This is a genomic window from Pseudomonas sp. SWRI154, assembly GCF_014268645.1.
Lineage (GTDB): Bacteria > Pseudomonadota > Gammaproteobacteria > Pseudomonadales > Pseudomonadaceae > Aquipseudomonas > Aquipseudomonas marvdashtae.
In genome coordinates this window covers 1-17051 of the sequence record NZ_JABWQW010000029.1, presented here as the reverse complement: position 1 = coordinate 17051, position 17051 = coordinate 1, and the positions used below count along the sequence as shown (strand labels likewise).

17 protein-coding genes and 1 pseudogene are annotated in these 17051 nt (G+C 56.9%); 9 read left to right on the top strand and 9 right to left on the bottom strand.

The features are described 5' to 3' along the window. Nucleotides 1-71: 71 nt before the first annotated feature. From HU806_RS21520 to HU806_RS21505, 4 genes are all read left to right on the top strand, one after another. Complete coding sequence (locus tag HU806_RS21520; protein WP_186614165.1) at nucleotides 72-446, top strand: lysozyme inhibitor LprI family protein; 375 nt, start codon at nucleotides 72-74, stop codon at nucleotides 444-446. Nucleotides 447-787: 341 nt separating this feature from the next. Further along, nucleotides 788-1921, top strand: a complete 1134-nt coding sequence (locus HU806_RS21515) for a GGDEF domain-containing protein (RefSeq protein ID WP_186614163.1) — start codon at nucleotides 788-790, stop codon at nucleotides 1919-1921. A gap of 275 nt (nucleotides 1922-2196) precedes the next feature. Beyond that, entirely contained in the window at nucleotides 2197-2616 is a 420-nt protein-coding gene (locus tag HU806_RS21510) for an organic hydroperoxide resistance protein (protein WP_186614161.1), read from the top strand. Nucleotides 2617-2647: 31 nt separating this feature from the next. Further along, nucleotides 2648-2971: a hypothetical protein gene (locus tag HU806_RS21505; RefSeq protein ID WP_186614159.1), complete on the top strand. Its 324-nt coding sequence runs from the start codon at nucleotides 2648-2650 to the stop codon at nucleotides 2969-2971. 198 nt (nucleotides 2972-3169) lie between these two features. On the opposite strand, the gene HU806_RS21500 is transcribed toward HU806_RS21505, so the two are convergent. From HU806_RS21500 to HU806_RS21485, 4 genes are all read right to left on the bottom strand, one after another. After that, nucleotides 3170-3958 (bottom strand): SDR family NAD(P)-dependent oxidoreductase, encoded by a 789-nt coding sequence (locus HU806_RS21500; RefSeq protein WP_186614157.1) that lies wholly within the window; start codon nucleotides 3956-3958, stop codon nucleotides 3170-3172. A 152-nt stretch (nucleotides 3959-4110) separates the two neighbouring features. Then, a complete protein-coding gene (locus HU806_RS21495) occupies nucleotides 4111-4464 on the bottom strand; it encodes a VOC family protein (protein WP_186614155.1) in 354 nt (117 codons plus the stop codon). Between the two features lie 218 nt (nucleotides 4465-4682). Then, nucleotides 4683-5570 (bottom strand): lysophospholipid acyltransferase, encoded by an 888-nt coding sequence (locus HU806_RS21490; RefSeq protein WP_186614153.1) that lies wholly within the window; start codon nucleotides 5568-5570, stop codon nucleotides 4683-4685. A 43-nt stretch (nucleotides 5571-5613) separates the two neighbouring features. Next, entirely contained in the window at nucleotides 5614-6171 is a 558-nt protein-coding gene (locus HU806_RS21485) for a DNA-3-methyladenine glycosylase I (protein WP_186614151.1), read from the bottom strand. Nucleotides 6172-6252: 81 nt separating this feature from the next. Between HU806_RS21485 and glyQ the strand changes: the two genes are divergently transcribed. The 4 genes from glyQ (at nucleotide 6253) to HU806_RS21465 (ending at nucleotide 10655) form a co-directional block, all read left to right on the top strand. Next, complete coding sequence (gene glyQ / locus HU806_RS21480; protein ID WP_003177094.1) at nucleotides 6253-7206, top strand: glycine--tRNA ligase subunit alpha; 954 nt, start codon at nucleotides 6253-6255, stop codon at nucleotides 7204-7206. Next, entirely contained in the window at nucleotides 7203-9257 is a 2055-nt protein-coding gene (gene glyS, locus HU806_RS21475) for a glycine--tRNA ligase subunit beta (protein ID WP_186614149.1), read from the top strand. Before glyQ ends, glyS begins: the two co-directional genes overlap by 4 nt. 3 nt (nucleotides 9258-9260) lie before the next feature. Further along, nucleotides 9261-9794 carry a D-glycero-beta-D-manno-heptose 1,7-bisphosphate 7-phosphatase gene (gene gmhB, locus HU806_RS21470; RefSeq protein ID WP_186614147.1) on the top strand — a complete coding sequence of 178 codons (534 nt, stop codon included), beginning with the start codon at nucleotides 9261-9263 and terminating at the stop codon, nucleotides 9792-9794. Between the two features lie 81 nt (nucleotides 9795-9875). Continuing rightward, complete coding sequence (locus HU806_RS21465; RefSeq protein WP_186614145.1) at nucleotides 9876-10655, top strand: lysophospholipid acyltransferase family protein; 780 nt, start codon at nucleotides 9876-9878, stop codon at nucleotides 10653-10655. Between the two features lie 175 nt (nucleotides 10656-10830). Here HU806_RS21465 and HU806_RS21460 read toward each other — a convergent pair whose 3' ends face one another. Next, nucleotides 10831-12348, bottom strand: a complete 1518-nt coding sequence (locus HU806_RS21460) for a sensor histidine kinase (RefSeq protein WP_186614143.1) — start codon at nucleotides 12346-12348, stop codon at nucleotides 10831-10833. Between the two features lie 216 nt (nucleotides 12349-12564). Between HU806_RS21460 and HU806_RS21455 the strand changes: the two genes are divergently transcribed. After that, complete coding sequence (locus HU806_RS21455) at nucleotides 12565-13302, top strand: response regulator transcription factor (protein ID WP_186614141.1); 738 nt, start codon at nucleotides 12565-12567, stop codon at nucleotides 13300-13302. Nucleotides 13303-13572: 270 nt separating this feature from the next. Here the strand turns inward: HU806_RS21455 and HU806_RS21450 are convergent, their stop codons facing one another. From HU806_RS21450 to HU806_RS21440, 4 genes and pseudogenes are all read right to left on the bottom strand, one after another. Continuing rightward, nucleotides 13573-15957: a TOTE conflict system archaeo-eukaryotic primase domain-containing protein gene (locus HU806_RS21450; protein WP_189672536.1), complete on the bottom strand. Its 2385-nt coding sequence runs from the start codon at nucleotides 15955-15957 to the stop codon at nucleotides 13573-13575. Between the two features lie 116 nt (nucleotides 15958-16073). Beyond that, nucleotides 16074-16310: an Nmad3 family putative nucleotide modification protein gene (locus tag HU806_RS26395; protein ID WP_202884437.1), complete on the bottom strand. Its 237-nt coding sequence runs from the start codon at nucleotides 16308-16310 to the stop codon at nucleotides 16074-16076. Between the two features lie 101 nt (nucleotides 16311-16411). Next, nucleotides 16412-16710 (bottom strand): annotated as a pseudogene (locus HU806_RS26390) (Nmad3 family putative nucleotide modification protein). Continuing rightward, nucleotides 16695-17051, bottom strand: a 357-nt coding sequence (locus HU806_RS21440; RefSeq protein ID WP_527251163.1) for an Nmad2 family putative nucleotide modification protein, incomplete at its 5' end; no start/stop codon positions are given. The pseudogene HU806_RS26390 and the gene HU806_RS21440, both read right to left, overlap by 16 nt.

The window sequence follows — 17051 nt, the reverse complement described above, 5'->3', positions numbered from 1 at the left end:
GTTCTACAATCCGCATGATAAATTCCCGCCGCGTCCTCTAATCAATGGAGGGCATTCAGGGAGAGAAGTGAGTGATCAAGTCTTTGTTGGTTGGGGCATTGCTGGCAATGGCATCAGCATCGGCGTCTGCGATGAGTTGCGATAACCCTAGAAACGCCTATGACAGGACCTATTGCGCGTCGCTGAAAATGGTTCAGTCGGATCAGGACATCAACGATCAATACAAGAAAACGATGAGTGCCCTGAACCCGGATCAAAAGAAAAAAGTGAAAACCGCTCAAATCCAGTGGATCAAGATTCGCGACAACGCTTGTTCCAACGATGGCCTGCTTTACCTGGACTGTGCCAATGAGAAGACCGAAGCGCGTATCGTCATACTCAAAGCTATCGAGCGCGAGTGCCGTGCTGCCGGTTGTGACGACGCTAAGCTGTCGCAAGTCGAGTAACCCGTAAACAATGAGCACGTCGGGCTGACTCTTGAAGAGGCGATAGGCACGCGAAAAGCCGTACCCCACGAAAAACCCGACGTAAAGCGTCGGGTTTTTCTTTGGTGGGTTCACCTGCTATGGCGGCTCAACGCTATCCGACATCCGATTTGATTTCGGCCTGGTCTTGGTTTGTCGGTAGCAATGGCTGGGGCTGCTACGCTGCCCAGCGGGAGCAAGCTCCTTCGCCACGGGGTTCGGTTAAATCGCGATATCGGGCCGTGGGCGTAATTCGGTTGTTTGCGTTAGTGGCAGGGTGCCACAATCGCTTTTTCTTGTTGCATCACCATCAGGTGGATCACATGGATGGCCCAGGATCTCGTAATGGTCAGGATTCCTTTATAGCCGAGCAGGTACGAACTGATCGGTTGCAGCAACTGTTTCGCCAATCTGTATCTGCGGTGTTTGGCAGTTACCTCGCGGCCATCATGCTGAGTTGGCTGTGTTGGGATCGTTTTGAGCACAGCTTGTTGGTTTGGTGGTTGGCCGTCCTGACCGGATCGACGCTGTTGCGTATCGCGATGTTCGTTGCGTATTTTCGCAGCGACGAACACGAGCGTACGCCTCGACGCTGGGAGCGCAGGTACTGGGTCTCGCTGGTGCTGTCCGCCAGCATCTGGGGCGGCGGCGCGTTCGTTGTCATGCCGGCGGATGATTTGTTATCGCAAGCGTTGGTCATGCTCTTTACGGTGGGGATGTCCGTCAGCGCCGTGTCCTGCTATTCGGCCTACCGCGACATGACGCTGGTTTCCATCGGCCTGGTGCTGTTTCCCTGCACCGCCTGGCTGCTGTTTCAACCGTCTGCGATTCAAGTCGGCATGGCACTTTCTATTCTGGTGTTCGCGGCCTTTGCGGCCCGCGCCACACACAAAATGTCCCAGGCACTGGAAACCGCTTTTCGACTGACTCGAGAAATGGAGCAGGCGAACAGCATTTCAACCCGCGCCGCACAAACCGATGAACTGACCGGCCTCAAGAGCCGACGGGCTTTTTTCGAACATGCCCAGAAGCTCTACGAGGAGTGTAAGAACAATCGGTTAGCGTTGTGTGCGGTCATGTTGGATATGGATCACTTCAAGCACATCAACGACACCTACGGTCATCAGGTCGGCGATCAGGTTTTGCGCGAGATGGGAGTGGTGATCAGCTCATCTTTTCGGGCAACGGATATCCACGGCCGGCTCGGTGGTGAAGAGTTCGCCATTCTGCTTCCGGACACCTCCATCGAGGTCGCTACCCAGATTGCAGAAGAGCTCATCCAGAGCATTGCCGGATTGATGATCGAGCCTATCCATCGCATTACCGCCAGCCTTGGCGTGGCTTCGACGGAGTTGGGACATAAGGATCTTCACGGTTTGATGAACAATGCTGACAAGGCGCTGTATCGCGCGAAGGCGTTGGGGCGTAATCGAGTGGCTGTTGCCCAGCAGGGCTGAACACCCCTAGCGAGGCAACCGATAAGCATCTGATCGTTCCCCGAAGCACCATCTTTCCCTTGGCTCACCTCGCGGCTCATTCGAGCTGGCGGCATTGCGACGCCTGAAAAATAAAATCCCTTTTAAATCAATTTGTTAATTCATATCTGAAAAATATTTGTAAATTTATCTTGCGCACAAACTATTTGCACGTTAATTTTAACGCAACTGATTAGCGCGCAAACATTTAGCGCAAATCAAACCTAGAAACGATCACACCTTCAAGAGGAAACACCATGAACGTTCTCTACACCGCAGTCGCAACTTCCACCGGTGGCCGTGATGGCCGTGCTGTTTCCAGCGACAGGATTCTCGACGTGAAGCTGGCCACTCCAAAAGCCCTGGGCGGCGCCGGTGGTGAAGCCACCAACCCTGAGCAGTTGTTCGCCGCCGGCTACTCGGCCTGCTTCATCGGCGCATTGAAGTTTGTCGCCAGCCAGAGCAAACGCAACATTCCTGCTGACGCCTCGATCACGGCACACGTCGGCATCGGCCAGATTCCTGGCGGTTTCGGCCTGGACATCGACTTGCACATCGACCTGCCCGGTCTCGATCAAGCCAATGCTCAAGCGCTGGTCGACGCAGCTCATCAGGTTTGCCCGTACTCCAACGCGACCCGCGGCAATGTCGACGTCCGTTTGCACGTCACCGTCTAACTCACTTATCTACGAATACAAGGATCACGACATGAAAACTTTCAGCAAAGCGCTCGTTGGCTCGCTTCTGGCACTGTCGCTCGGCAATGCGTTCGCGACTTCTTTTGTCCAACCTACATTCGCTGAGGGCGGTTCGGATCGCCTGATCGAGAAACGAATAGCCGAAGGTGGCTCCGATCGCCTGATCGAGAAACGAATAGCCGAAGGTGGCTCCGATCGCCTGATCGAGAAACGCGTAGCCGAAGGCGGTTCGGATCGCCTGATCGAGAAACGCGTAGCCGAAGGTGGCTCGGATCGGCTGATCGAGTTACGGGTAGCCGAAGTTGGCTCGGATCGCCTGGGCGAGAACGGATAGCTGAAGCGGCTCGGATTGGCTGAAAAACGGGGGTGGGCTGAACAATCCCTTCAACGCTTCGATAGTTGGTCAAATCAACCAATGTCGCTTCCAAAAGAAAAAACGCCGCTTCTCTCGGATGAGGAAGCGGCGTTTTGTTGCATGGCGTCATAGCGATCCCGCGGCAAGGGCACTTTGTCCATGCTGTTGATAACGCAGCTAGACGATGCTATCCACCACGCCGCCATCAACTCGCAGCGCCGCTCCGGTGGTGGCCGAGGCCTGTTCCGAGCTGACGTAGATGATCATGTTGGCGACTTCCTCTACCCGTGCCGCGCGCTGGATGATCGAGGTGCTGCGATGCTCGTTGACGAAATCTGCCGCAACCTTTTCCAGGCTTTCCCCGCTGCGCTCGACGTCCGCCTGGAGCATCTTTGCAACGCCTTCGGAAAGTGTCGGCCCAGGCAATACCGAGTTCACCGTTACGCCCGTGCCGGCGAGGCGTTTGGCCAGGCCGCGAGCAATTGAAAGCTGGGCGGTCTTGGTAAAGCCGTAGTGGATCATGTCGGCGGGAATGTTCACGCCTGACTCCGATGAGACAAACACGATCCGCCCCCAACCACGCTCGACCATGCCCTGCGCGTAGGCCCTGGAAACCCGCACGCCCGACATCACGTTGGTTTCGAAAAAACGCTTCCATTCGCTGTCCGGTGTCTCGAAAAAGTCTTCCTGCTTGAAAATGCCCAGGTTGTTGATGACGATATCGAAGCTTGGATGCTTGGCGATCAATGCCTGGCAGCCCGACTCGTTGCTGAGATCGCCAACAAAGCCCGTCGCCCTGGAAGCGAGATTGCCCAGGCGCTGCAATGCGTCCTCCAGGCTGCTCTCGCTGCGACCGTTGATGACTACGTTGGCGCCAGCTTCAAGAAAGCCTTTAGCAGTCGCAAAACCGATACCGCTGGTGGAACCAGTGACCAGGACGTGACGTCCGGTGAAGTCGATATTCATGAGGGACTCCTTGATTAATGAACCAGAGGAAGTGCGATAGGTCGGCCGGGCAGTCATACAACGGACTCAGGGATGACGCTGCCATCCCGTATCGCAGGTCCTTAATCATGGACACGATTGAGGCATTGCGCCTCTTTGTGATCATCCTGTCATCAGGAAGCCGACCACACGGCCAGTTCATAGCCATCCGGATCGATAAAGTGGAAACGTCGGCCACCCGGGAAAGCGAACACATTACGGCTGATGGTCGCCCCTGCGGCTTCGAGCCTGAGTTGGGTCCTTTCAAGGTCATCCGCGTACAGGATGATCAACGGGCCACCCGGGCGCACCGGTTCACCGGTCGTGAAGCCACCGGTCAGGCGGCCGTCGCTGAATTCGGTGTAGGTCGGGCCGTAATCGACGAAGTTCCAGCCGAATGCGCCTCCATAGAAGGCTTTGCTTCGGGCGATGTCGTTGACATTGAGCTCGATGTTGTCGATCTGACGGTCTTTTCCGCGAATGCCCATCGGTGCTTCCTTGGCTGGTTGGGAGACAAGCAAGCTTAGGGCATCAACCGATATTAATGTGAATGTGCGGGCCTCTTCGCGAGGAGGCTCGCTCCCCCAGGGGGTTGGTGGTGTCTTTGGTCATGGGAGGGGCTGCTGCGCAACCCAACGGGGATAAATCCCCTCGCCACAATGAGGACTTTGTCCAAAGTAAGGCCCCTGCTGGAATGGATTCCCTGTCAGTACCACCGCGCCTCGCCAGGAGGGCGTTTCTTGAAGCGTTTCATGCTCCACATGTACTGGCTCGGGTAGGCGCGCACGTAGCGCTCCACAACTTTGCTCATGGCGGCGCAGGCGGTTTCGGTGTCGGTGCTGTACATCTCCTCTGGCGCGGCTTCGAGGATGACTTTGTAGCCCGAACCGTCCGGCAGGCGCAGGGCGTGGAGGAAGACGCCGACCGCTTTACCGCCGGCGAGCATGTTCGGCACGAACTTGCTGGTCAGGGCCTGGGTGGCGAAGAAGGGCACGAAGATCCCAGCGGATTCGGACGGCTCCGGGTCGGCGGGGATGCCCACTTGGCCGCCTTTGCGTACTTCCTTGATGACGCTGAGGATGCCTTCCTTGGTGGAAGCCGCGACTTTGTTGCCCAGCTGTACGCGTTGCTTTTGCAGCAACTCATCCACCGCCTTGAGCTTGGGTGGACGGTAGAAAATGATCGGTTTGCATTGACTGCAATAGAAGTGATTGAGCACTTCCCAGTTGCCCAGGTGGCTGGTGATGCCGACCACGCCTTTGCCAGAGGCCAGGGCTTCTTTCAGTACTTCCAGGCCTTCGACTTCGCGCACCAGTTCGATGGAACGCTGGGCTGGCCAGATCCAGGCGCAGGCGCTTTCGGTCAGGGATTTGCCGATGTCCTTGAGACTCTGGCCCACCAGGCGCTCGCGCTCGGCCGGGTCCATTTCTGGAAAACACTTGGCGAGGTTGATTCGCACCACGTCGCGGGAACGGTTGGGAAATTTCCACATGAGCCAGCCAATGGCCGAGCCCACCGCCTGCACCGCCCGCCAGGGCAGCAGCGCAAACAACCGCAGAGCGCCGACCAGCAAGGCGCCTTTCAACTTATCCACAGGTCACTCCTGAATTCATGGGCCGTGTTGCGAGCCGGCTATTCTAACCGCCGTTTACCAACTCGGCGTAGCGGTCGCAGTCCTGGGTGTGGTCCATGACCATGCCCGAGGCCTGCATCAGCGCGTAACAGATAGTGGGTCCGACGAAGGTGAACCCGGCTTTTTTCAGGCCTTTACTCATCGCCAGCGCCTCGGGCGTGATGGCCGGCACTTCGGTGCGGTCCTTGAAATGGTTGATGATGGGCTTGCCGCCCACGAACGACCAGAGAAACGCCACCGGGTCTTCCAGGGCCAGCCAGGCCTGGGCATTGCGGCGGGCGGCCTTGAGCTTGAGGCGGTTGCGGATGATGCCGGGATCGAGCATCAGCTCATCGATTTCGGCGTCGCTCATTTGCGCCACGCGCTGCACATCGAAGCCGTACAACACTTCCCGGTAGCGCTCGCGTTTGCGCAAAACGGTGATCCAGGACAGCCCGGCCTGGAACCCTTCGAGCAAAAGCAACTCGAACAAACCCTGCGCATTGCGCAGCGGCGTGCCCCACTCTTGATCGTGATAAGCCATGTACAAAGGATCTTCGGAACACCAAAAGCAGCGTGGCATAAGGCTCCAGGGGGCGTGCGCACGAACGAATCGGGTATACTCCCGCTCTTTAAATCGCAGCCCAAGAAACAGGTGAATTTCGTGAGCCAGCCTACGCCAGCCGTGCGTACCTTCCAAGACTTGATCCTCGCCCTCCAGCAATACTGGGCCGAGCAAGGTTGCGTGGTACTTCAGCCCTACGATATGGAAGTAGGCGCCGGCACTTTCCACACTGCCACGTTCCTGCGTGCCATCGGCCCGGAAACCTGGAACGCCGCCTACGTGCAGCCGAGCCGCCGGCCGACTGACGGCCGCTACGGCGAAAACCCGAACCGCCTGCAGCATTACTACCAGTTCCAGGTGGTCTTGAAGCCGAACCCGGAAAATTTCCAGGAACTGTACCTGGGCTCCCTCAAGCACGTCGGCCTCGACCCGCTGGTACACGACATTCGTTTCGTCGAAGACAACTGGGAGTCGCCAACGCTGGGCGCCTGGGGCCTGGGCTGGGAAGTCTGGCTCAACGGCATGGAAGTGACCCAGTTCACCTACTTCCAACAAGCGGGCGGCATCGAGTGCTACCCGGTGACCGGCGAAATCACCTACGGCCTGGAACGCCTGGCCATGTACCTGCAAGGTGTGGATTCGGTCTATGACCTGGTGTGGGCCGACGGCCCGTTCGGCAAAGTGACTTATGGCGATGTGTTCCACCAGAACGAAGTGGAGCAGTCGACCTATAACTTTGAACACGCCAACGTCGAGAAGCTGTTCGAACTGTTCGACTTTTATGAAAGCGAAGCCAAGCGCCTGATCGAGCTGGACCAGCCGCTGCCGTTGCCAAGTTATGAAATGGTGTTGAAGGCATCCCATACCTTCAACCTGCTGGACGCGCGCCGGGCGATTTCCGTGACCGCGCGCCAGCAATACATCCTGCGTGTACGTACCCTGGCGCGTTCCGTCGCGCAAGCCTACCTGCTGGCCCGTGCCAAGCTGGGCTTCCCGATGGCGACCCCGGACCTGCGTGATGAAGTGTTGGCTAAGCTGGAGGCTGCACAATGAGTGCTCAAGATTTCCTGGTTGAACTGGGCACCGAAGAACTGCCACCCAAAGCCCTGAACACCCTGGCCGATGCGTTCCTGGCCGGCATCGAAAAAGGCCTGCAAGGCGCTGGCCTGAACTTCGAAACCAAACACGTCTATGCCGCGCCGCGCCGCCTGGCCGTGCTGATCACCGCCCTGGAAACCCAGCAGCCTGATCGCAGCATCAACCTTGATGGTCCGCCACGCCAGGCCGCGTTCGACGCCGACGGCAATCCGACCCAAGCGGCGCTGGGCTTCGCCAAGAAATGCGGTGTGGACCTGAGCGAGATCGACCAGAGCGGTCCGAAGCTGCGCTACAGCCAGAGCATCAAGGGCAAGCCGACCGCCAGCCTGTTGCCAACCATTGTCGAAGATTCCCTCAATGACCTGCCGATTCCCAAGCGCATGCGCTGGGCGGCGCGCAAGGAAGAATTCGTTCGCCCAACCCAATGGCTGGTCATGCTGCTTGGTGACCAGGTCATCGACTGCACGATCCTCGCGCAGAAGGCCGGTCGCGACTCCCGTGGCCACCGCTTCCATCATCCGCACAACGTGCGCATCACCTCGCCAGCCAATTACCTGGCCGACCTGCGTGCCGCCTACGTGCTGGCCGACGCCAACGAACGCCGCGAGCTGATCAGCAAGCGCACCGAAGAGCTGGCCACCCTGCAGGAAGGCACCGCCATCGTGCCGGCCAACCTGCTGGACGAAGTGACCGCGTTGGTGGAATGGCCAGTGCCGCTGGTGTGCTCGTTCGAGGAGCGTTTCCTCGAAGTGCCCCAGGAAGCGCTGATCACCACCATGCAGGACAACCAGAAGTATTTCTGCCTACTGGACGCCGAAGGCAAGTTGCTGCCGCGTTTCATCACGGTCGCCAACATCGAAAGCAAGGATCCGCAGCAGATCATCGCCGGTAACGAAAAAGTCGTTCGCCCGCGCCTGACCGATGCCGAGTTCTTCTTCAAGCAGGACAAGAAACAATCCCTGGAAAGCTTCAACCTGCGTTTGCAGAACGTGGTCTTCCAGGAAAAACTCGGCAGCGTCTACGACAAGGCCGAGCGCGTTTCCAAGCTGGCGGCATTCATCGCCCCGCGTATCGGCGGCGACGCCCAGCGCGCGGCCCGTGCCGGCATCCTGTCCAAGTGCGACCTGTCCACCGAGATGGTCGGTGAGTTCCCGGAGATGCAAGGCATCGCCGGCTACTACTACGCCCTCAACGATGGCGAGCCACAAGACGTCGCCCTGGCCCTGAACGAGCAATACATGCCGCGCGGTGCCGGCGCTGAATTGCCGACCACCCTGACCGGGGCGGCCGTGGCGATCGCCGACAAGCTCGACACCCTGGTCGGCATTTTCGGCATCGGTATGTTGCCCACCGGCAGCAAGGACCCGTATGCCTTGCGTCGCGCGGCGCTGGGCGTGCTGCGGATCCTGATCGACAAACAACTGGACCTGGACCTGAACGAAGCCGTGGCCTTCGCCGTCAATGCGTTCGGCAGCAAGGTCAAGGCCGCGGGCCTGGCCGATGCAGTGCTGGAGTTCGTCTTCGACCGACTGCGTGCGCGTTATGAAGATGAAGGCGTCGACGTTGCGACCTACCTGTCGGTGCGTGCCTTGAAGCCAGGCTCGGCCTTGGACTTCGACCAGCGCGTACAAGCAGTGCAGGCGTTCCGTAAGTTGCCGGAAGCCGCCGCGTTGGCCGCCGTGAACAAGCGGGTATCGAATCTGCTGGGCAAGGCCGAAGGCAAGATCGCGGCCACGGTTGAAGCCAAGTATTTCGACAACGCCAACGAGTTTTCCCTGTACTCAGCGATCCAGCAGGCAGACCAGGCGGTTCAGCCGATGGCAGCGGCGCGTCAGTACAGCGAAACCCTGGCGCGCCTGGCAGCATTGCGCGAACCAGTTGATGCGTTTTTCGAAGCGGTGATGGTCAATGCCGAAGACGCCAATGTACGGGCCAACCGCTATGCGCTGCTGGCACGGCTGCGTGGCTTGTTCCTCGGTGTTGCCGATATTTCGCTGCTGGGGTAAATCTTGAAGCTGCTGATTCTCGATCGGGACGGGGTGATCAATCACGACTCCGACGCTTACATCAAATCGGTGGAGGAGTGGCTGCCGCTCCCCGGTTCGATCGAAGCCATCGCGCAGTTGAGCAAGGCCGGCTGGACGGTGGCGGTGGCCACCAACCAGTCGGGCATTGCCCGCGGTTATTATGACCTCACGGTCCTGGACGCCATGCACGAGCGCTTGCGCGCCCTCGTGGCGGAGCAGGGCGGGGAGGTCGGCTTGATCGTCTATTGCCCCCACGGGCCGGGCGACGGCTGCGATTGCCGCAAGCCCAAGCCAGGCATGTTGAAAACCATTGCCGCTCATTACGATGTGGCGTTGGCGGGTGTGTGGTTCGTCGGCGACAGCCTCGGTGACCTGGAGGCAGCCAAGGCCGTCGATTGTCAGCCAGTTTTAGTGAAGACCGGGAAAGGCGAAAAGACTCTGGGCAAGACCCTGCCGGTGGGCACCTTGATTTTTGACGACTTGGCGGCGATTGCCGCTGAACTTATCCACAATTAGAGCTCCCAAAAACAACCTGATCAAGGATTGTTCGGGAAGCGCTTGAACAGGCGGGCATTGCCCGCAATGGTAAACGCCGCTATGTCGATACTGCAGGCCATCAGAAGCTTCCTCTTTTACCTGCTACTGGGCACCAGTTCCTTGTTGTGGTGCACACTGAGTTTTTTTGTCGCGCCGTTCATGTCGTTCAGGACGCGCTATCGCTTTATCAACGTGTACTGGTGCCGCTGCGCACTGTGGCTGAGCAAGGTGTTCCTCGGCATCCGCTACGAAGTCAAAGGCGCCGAGAATGTGCCTGACCGGCCTTGTGTCATCCAGTCCAATCACCAGAGCACCTGGGAAACCTTTTTTCTCTCGGCCTATTTCGAACCGTTGAGCCAAGTGCTCAAGCGTGAGCTGTTGTTCGTACCGTTCTTCGGCTGGGCCATGGCGATGCTGCGCCCGATTGCCATAGACCGTGACAACCCGAAAGTTGCTCTCAAGCAGGTCGCGCAAAAAGGCGATGAACTGCTCAAGGATAACGTCTGGGTGTTGATCTTCCCGGAGGGCACGCGTGTGCCTTATGGCACGATTGGCAAGTTTTCCCGTAGCGGTTCCGCATTGGCGGTAAATGCTGGCCTGCCGGTGTTGCCAATTGCACACAATGCGGGAAAATTCTGGCCCAAGTCGGGCTGGCTCAGGACGCCGGGAATTATCACCGTGGTGATTGGCCCGCCGATGTATGCCGAGGGCAGCGGACCTCGCGCCGTTGCCGAACTGAACGACCGTGTACAGGCGTGGAATGAACAGACCCAAAGGGAGCTGGGTTCATTACCTCCAGCGCCTGCTGCGCCCGCAACGACGGACAAGGTTGCTGTCTGAGAATTGTGGATAACCTGTGTACCGTTTCATCTGATTCCGTCGCTTTTGTTCATTAACTTTATGTTTTTATTACATATTTCTTAAAAACATAAAACACCCGTAAAGGTGCATAAGTTTTTATAGCCTCGTAAAGGATCGCGGTCTCGGGGTATCGCCGCAGACGGCGATCTTCTAGTCAGTCGCTCAACAGCGGAAACCGCAAACTGAACGTGGTCCCTTCGCCTACCACGCTGCGACATTCGATATTCCCACCATGGCGGTCGACCACCGCCTTGACCATCGATAAACCCAAACCTATACCATCCACCCCATGGGCGGAGGAGAAGCGCCGGTACTGGATGAACAAATCCGGCAGCTCTTCGGCGCCAATGCCCTTTCCTTGGTCAACGACGTGACACGCCAACCAACCCTGCATGCAACGAACCTGTAGGGAAATGCGTGTTTGTGTCGGACTGTACTTGATGGCGTTTTCTAGCAAATTGAACAGTGCCCGAGTGAGCAAGGGTTGATCGGCACTGACCATCGCTTCCTCATCGTCCAGCTCGTGCTCCAACTGAATATTTTTGGCCTGTGCTATCGGCAACGCCTGGTCAATCACATCCAGAATCAGCATGGCGAACAACGTAGGCCGAAATTGGTAGGCCTCGGATTCGGCCTTGGCCAACTGCACAAAGCCGTCCGTCAGGTCCAATGCTCGGCGCACCTGGCGTTCGATCTGATCAAATAATGGATTCTCTATGCCGGCCTCATGCCGCTGCACATCGAGCAACGCCAGGATGGCCGAGTGAGGCGCGCGCAGGTCATGTGACAGGAACCGGAGCATCACGCTGCGCTGCTCTTCGGCTTCACGCTCGGCACTCAGGTCGGTCAGGCTCAGCAACCAGCCCACAGGCACGTCGTTGTCAGCCGGTAACAGTGCGGCCCGCTCAAGGCGTAGGCTGCGCTCGCGAGTGTCGCGAAATTCTACCAGCGGCAACGTGGACAAGCGGTGGACAGGAGAGTGCGCCAATGCCGGATAGCCCAGACGAGCCAATTCCTCCAGCACGTCACCACCCGCCAAAGCATGACCGAACAACTCGCGAGCCTTGCGATTGCCGAGCAATATCTTGCCCTGCGGATCGCTTATCATGGTGGCCACGGGCAAATATTCCAGGCCATCCGCAATGAAGCGACGCGTATCCCGCGTCCGGCTCATGGCCTGTTCCAATGCCATGATTTGTCCCTGCAAACGATCAGTGCCGGTGTAAGAGGCCCGGCGACGCTCCGGGAATACCTTCGGCTCCGCATCCAAGCGCGCCAATTCCCAGCCAAAATAAGCCAGCACCACGCTCAGACGCCGCCAGTTCCAGATGAGGTAGCCAAACAGCATTCCCAATAAACTGGCCACCGGTGACCACCACCAACCCCACGCATCCACCAGCGCGCTGATCAACAGGGCTACGCCCATCCCCGCCAGCGTCGTTCCCACTGCAAGGCGAGGGCGCCATAACAGCAAGCCCAATACGCCGCCAACTATACCGGCCGACAGCAAGGCGGCGACTGGCCCACTCCGGGCCGGTTGCATACAAAACGAAAGCAGCGCTGTCAGGGGCAACAGGAACAGACTTATCCACAACCACTCACGCACCAATTGTCGAAACAATCGTTGGACCTGAGTGGGTTCACGGCTTTCACGGCGACGTGGGTTAGTCATAGTCACCTTGGCTGAACACAAGGAGGTAGATTGGGTAATGGATCACGCGGCGCACCGACAGGCAGGAAGCCCAAGACTATAGCCGACTCGATGGGTGGTGCGCTGCTGCCTTTCCCTCTGGGCCGCGAGCCGGTATTGTCGCAGCCAGCGATAGGAGGAAGGTTGCGTTACCTCCTGAGATGTCCGTTATTTTCGAGATCAAGGAAATCGCATTCCATGCGAGTCGCCATACTGGATGATGAACCGGCGGAACTGCGCCGGGTAGAACAAACGCTTCAACAAATACCGGGCAGGGGAGAACAAGCCTGGACCCTGCACAGCTTTGAAAGAGGCGAAGACCTGCTGCGGCAATTGCGCCGGGAAACCTTCGATTTGTTGATCCTAGACTGGCAACTGCCCGACATCAGTGGGCTTTCGCTGCTGCGCTGGACTCGCGAGCACATGGATTCGCCACCGGCTGCCATCATGCTAACCAGCCGCGACGGCGAGCACGACATCGTCCAGGCCCTCAACGCCGGCGCCGACGACTATGTGAGCAAACCCTTCAGACCGAACGAGCTCAAGGCCCGGGTCACCGCCGTGCTACGCCGTCACAGCCTGCAACGCGCGCCCACCAGCGACGTACTGGTGTTCAACGATCTAGCGTTCGACGACGCCGAACTGACTGTCACCCGTGCTGGTATCCCCATCGGCCTGACCGAGCGCGAATATCGCCTGGCCCGTTGCCTGTTCGCCAACCTGGGCCGGCCACTGTCCCGGGAATACTTTTACGAACGCTTCTGGACCCACGAGGAAATGACCTCATCCCGTCCACTGGACACTCATATCTATCGGCTACGCAATAAGCTCGGGTTGACGGCAGATAGGGGTTGGCAGTTGTTGACGATTTATGGGTACGGATATCGGCTCGAGAGTGTCGCTGCCGGAAGTGATGAGGATTCGGTGGCGAGTTAGTAAAAAAAGGCCAACGCATAAGCGTTGGCCTTTTTTGTTTTAGCAGGGCAAGCCGGATGTCGATGGGCATATTAAGTGTCATGGCTACCCTAGGTGGAATCAGGGTTCCACGTGGAACATGGGCACCATAAATGTCGCATTTGAACCACAATAAATGTCGTATTGCGGTTATTTGACCTTATTAAATGTCGTTTCCAGATCTAGCATTCTCATCGTGATGAAGGCGCTTGCTAGCTGCATCTGAAATCCGAATCCAAATGGACCGTGATGCTAGAGCAAGTCCATAGTGGCTAGGGAATCAGCCATTCGGTAACCCATCGCTTTGTACCCCGCCTGCCGCTTATCCCACATCCTCAACAATGCGACATTGCCCGCGTCAACGAAGTCGATCACTCGTACGTCACCTTTATCGGCATGCGCTCGATGCAATCGGCCTGCGTATTGCTGAAGTATTCCTTTCCAAGAAATGGGCATTGCCAGCACCAATGTATCCAATGCTGGATGATCGAACCCTTCACCAACTAGCTTTCCAGTTGCAACGAGGACGCGTGGGGCATCGGGCGGCAATGAGTCAAGCTCGTGCATGCGGGCGATTCGCTGTTTTTTTGGCACCCGCCCATGAAGTGTAAAAAGGTTATGCACGCGCCCTTTCAATTCAGCCTCAAGAGCATCCACATGTTCAGTGCGCTCAGTCAGCACCAAGATTTTCCTGCCTTGGTTAAAGGCTAGCTCAACCTCGGAGACAATTTTGGCTGTACGCTCGATATCGTCGGCTAACCGTCGAAACACATCCTGAATCCCTGAGCCATCGGGGACGACAATGGGCTTGGAAAGTAATCGGGGCACCACAGACAAATCATGAGGGGCACTTGCCGGTCGAGTAGCAGAGTGCCGGATCGGTCCGCATTGCATAAAGATGATAGGTTGCTGCCCATCACGTCGTATTGGAGTTGCTGTAAGTCCCACCACATACTTTGCAACAGCACTTCTCAGTAACGACTCGAACGAGACCGCTGACACGTGATGGCACTCATCAACTATGATCTGGCCGTAGTTTTTTACCGTATCGCTGACCTCACCTTTTCGCGATAAAGACTGCATTACAGCGATATCGATGACACCTGTGGGTTTTGCCTTTCCACCACCGATAGTACCCACGACTTCATTGCCAACACCTAGAAATGCATGCAAACGCTCTTGCCATTGCCGTAGCAACTCAGTCCTATGCACGAGCACCAACGTGTTAACACTACGCTTCGCTATCAACGCGGCGGCAGTTACGGTTTTGCCAAATGCTGTCGGCGCACACAGGATACCGACGTCATGACTAAGCATCGAGCTGACCGCAACTTCCTGATCAGAACGCAACGTGCCGAGAAAACTCACGTCGATGGGGGCGCCCGCAAAGCGTTCATCTTGGAACTCAGCGGTGATTCCATTTTCCTCCAGCAGCTCCAGAGCCGCATCCAAGCATCCCCGTGGTAAGGCGATGTGTTTAGGGAAATTTTGCGCGCAGCCTATGATCCGAGGCTTGTTCCAGACGGACATTCGCATTGCCTGGGCTTTATAAAACTCAGGATTTTGAAATGCCGCGAGTCGGACAAGCTGGTTTGCCAAGGGTTGCGGTAACTCCGATTTTTCGAAGTACACCAGGTTTGCCAATGTGATACGGAGAGACGCAGGTAACGGGCAAGTCAACTTATGCGATCTCGTATCGCGGCCTTTCCAAGGCTCTGCATCCCCTTCGTCCTCGACATACGCGACGCCTACAGGATCACGGTTGCCCATCGCCCGGATAATAGCCGGCTCAATATCCCCAGGGCTCATCCGCTGAACGGAGGCCAGAAAGGCCCATTGATCGGAATGAGGTTCCAGTGACTCATCTACAAATACGCTGTTATTTTGCGCCCTTGCACGCTTTTGCAAAGGCAGAGCAATGAGGTTCCCAAAGCCACCCTTCGGCATATAGTCCTGGTTTGGAAACAGTCGATCATAGGAACTGAGTGCCAATTGGCGAGTACGCTCACAGGCATGACTGATGATCGAAGCACCTAGGCGGCGTGCATCAAAAGCAGAAACATTACGGTCGAAAAAAATCCACGCATGAGCACCATTACCTGAGCGTGAAATCTCCAATGCCACAGGGACATTTAGCTCATGACACGACTGAACAAAAGCTCGGGCATCATCACGCCATTCAGCTTCATCGAAGTCGACGGCCAGAAAGTAACAGGTGTCATCAGGGAGCAAAGGATAGATACCAACCACCACGTCGCCTGCCAAGTGACGAAAAATCACCTCATCAGTCAACGGCAGCAATTGACGATTGCCGCAATCGCCACATTTGATTCGCGGCTTCTCACAAACCCCAGGGCGCCATTCGTTAGCACAGGCTGGCGCGTATCCTGACTTGCCGGCCTTGCTTTCCCAACGGATGGGATAAACGTCGGCTCTACCGCGAAACAGGTTTCTGAATAGGTCAACCTTGGCATCTGTATTGAGCAGCCGCGAAGCCTCAATTTGAGCAACCGGTATCTTCACCGGCTCAACAGGCAGATGCCAATCAATCCCATGAGCGTCAAGCAAGGCAATTAGCCTCGCGTTCTCAGCTTGTAATGTCGCCAGCAGATTGGCGTCTGTCACAGCTTTCCACATCTACCATTCAGAACCAGCGCACAACCCAGCGCTGCTGACCTCAATCCAACAGAAACATAGCGGTTATCAAAAGTCCAAGATTCTGATCTCGCACCCACGATGCTTGAACAGCGTCACTAATGTCCAACGACTTCAAGCAGTCCCTTGATCCAAGCGATAGGCTCCTGTTTTCCTTTGGAGTCAAACACAAACTCTTGCCCTCGCGCCGCGCTTTTGAGAAGACAGAATTGCCCATCGGGAGTCCAACGATTCAGGTCTGGATGGAAGCTCAACCTAGATATTCCCTCACTAGGGAACAACCAAGACGGCATCCTCCATTGAGTTTGGTTTGTGGCACCTGGTGCTGTGAGCATCAGGGTGTCATGAAATGGGGAAACACCCCTGCACCTTTTTCGACGGTTCGAAAAGAACCAAAGAAAATGAAGATATCCCCAGCCTGTACCTTTTGATTGAGCTAGTGCCCTTGTGCACTACCAGTCTGACCGAGTAAAGGCCGCCATCCAGGCTGCCGTTTCAAGGCTGTGTGACGCAAATCGGGATCCAGATGGGCGAAATGTCGCATACGCTTCGGATCATCTGTTAATTGCGCAGCCAGCTCGCCCACATCTAGCCCATCGAACTGGATATCGGAGTATCCAATAGACGAAGCTTTGTCTGGGATAGGTAGGGAAACAAGCGTCCATCCGGCAGGATTGGGCTTGGGCAACCACCGGCAGCTGAATCAAAACCCTTTCGACTTAAGATGATCCGCATCGACGTCCTCGACATGGAGTTTTGGTCTGCACTTCGTCTTCCGGCCAATCCGTCGGGTTGCTATGTAGCCCTGGCTGATAGCGGTCTTTAATGTATTGGATGAAACACAAGGCCTGTTCAGGTGGCGTCAAACGCCCGTGTGCTGACTGCCCCTTCGGTAACCATGGCCGACACTCGGCGGGAATGCTAATTGCGTGAGCGCCAAAGTAGTAAAACGTATCCGCCACCAAAACATACTGACCTGAAATATCTGTCAGTACCGATGCAAAACTGACCCACCCTACCGGTTGAAAACTGACCCACTTGGGCAAAATGCAGCTTTTGCGAGCTGCCCATGCTGT

What these genes read in the sequence shown, in the direction of transcription:
- HU806_RS21455 (WP_186614141.1), top strand. Translation starts at nt 12,565, where the DNA reads ATGCGAGTCGCCATACTGGATGATGAACCGGCGGAACTGCGCCGGGTA.
- HU806_RS21500 (WP_186614157.1), bottom strand. Translation starts at nt 3,958, where the DNA reads ATGAATATCGACTTCACCGGACGTCACGTCCTGGTCACTGGTTCCACC.
- glyS (WP_186614149.1), top strand. Translation starts at nt 7,203, where the DNA reads ATGAGTGCTCAAGATTTCCTGGTTGAACTGGGCACCGAAGAACTGCCA.
- HU806_RS21505 (WP_186614159.1), top strand. Translation starts at nt 2,648, where the DNA reads ATGAAAACTTTCAGCAAAGCGCTCGTTGGCTCGCTTCTGGCACTGTCG.
- HU806_RS21465 (WP_186614145.1), top strand. Translation starts at nt 9,876, where the DNA reads ATGTCGATACTGCAGGCCATCAGAAGCTTCCTCTTTTACCTGCTACTG.
- HU806_RS21515 (WP_186614163.1), top strand. Translation starts at nt 788, where the DNA reads ATGGATGGCCCAGGATCTCGTAATGGTCAGGATTCCTTTATAGCCGAG.
- HU806_RS21450 (WP_189672536.1), bottom strand. Translation starts at nt 15,957, where the DNA reads ATGTGGAAAGCTGTGACAGACGCCAATCTGCTGGCGACATTACAAGCT.
- HU806_RS21485 (WP_186614151.1), bottom strand. Translation starts at nt 6,171, where the DNA reads ATGCCACGCTGCTTTTGGTGTTCCGAAGATCCTTTGTACATGGCTTAT.
- HU806_RS21460 (WP_186614143.1), bottom strand. Translation starts at nt 12,348, where the DNA reads ATGACTAACCCACGTCGCCGTGAAAGCCGTGAACCCACTCAGGTCCAA.
- HU806_RS26395 (WP_202884437.1), bottom strand. Translation starts at nt 16,310, where the DNA reads ATGCTCACAGCACCAGGTGCCACAAACCAAACTCAATGGAGGATGCCG.
- HU806_RS21495 (WP_186614155.1), bottom strand. Translation starts at nt 4,464, where the DNA reads ATGGGCATTCGCGGAAAAGACCGTCAGATCGACAACATCGAGCTCAAT.
- HU806_RS21510 (WP_186614161.1), top strand. Translation starts at nt 2,197, where the DNA reads ATGAACGTTCTCTACACCGCAGTCGCAACTTCCACCGGTGGCCGTGAT.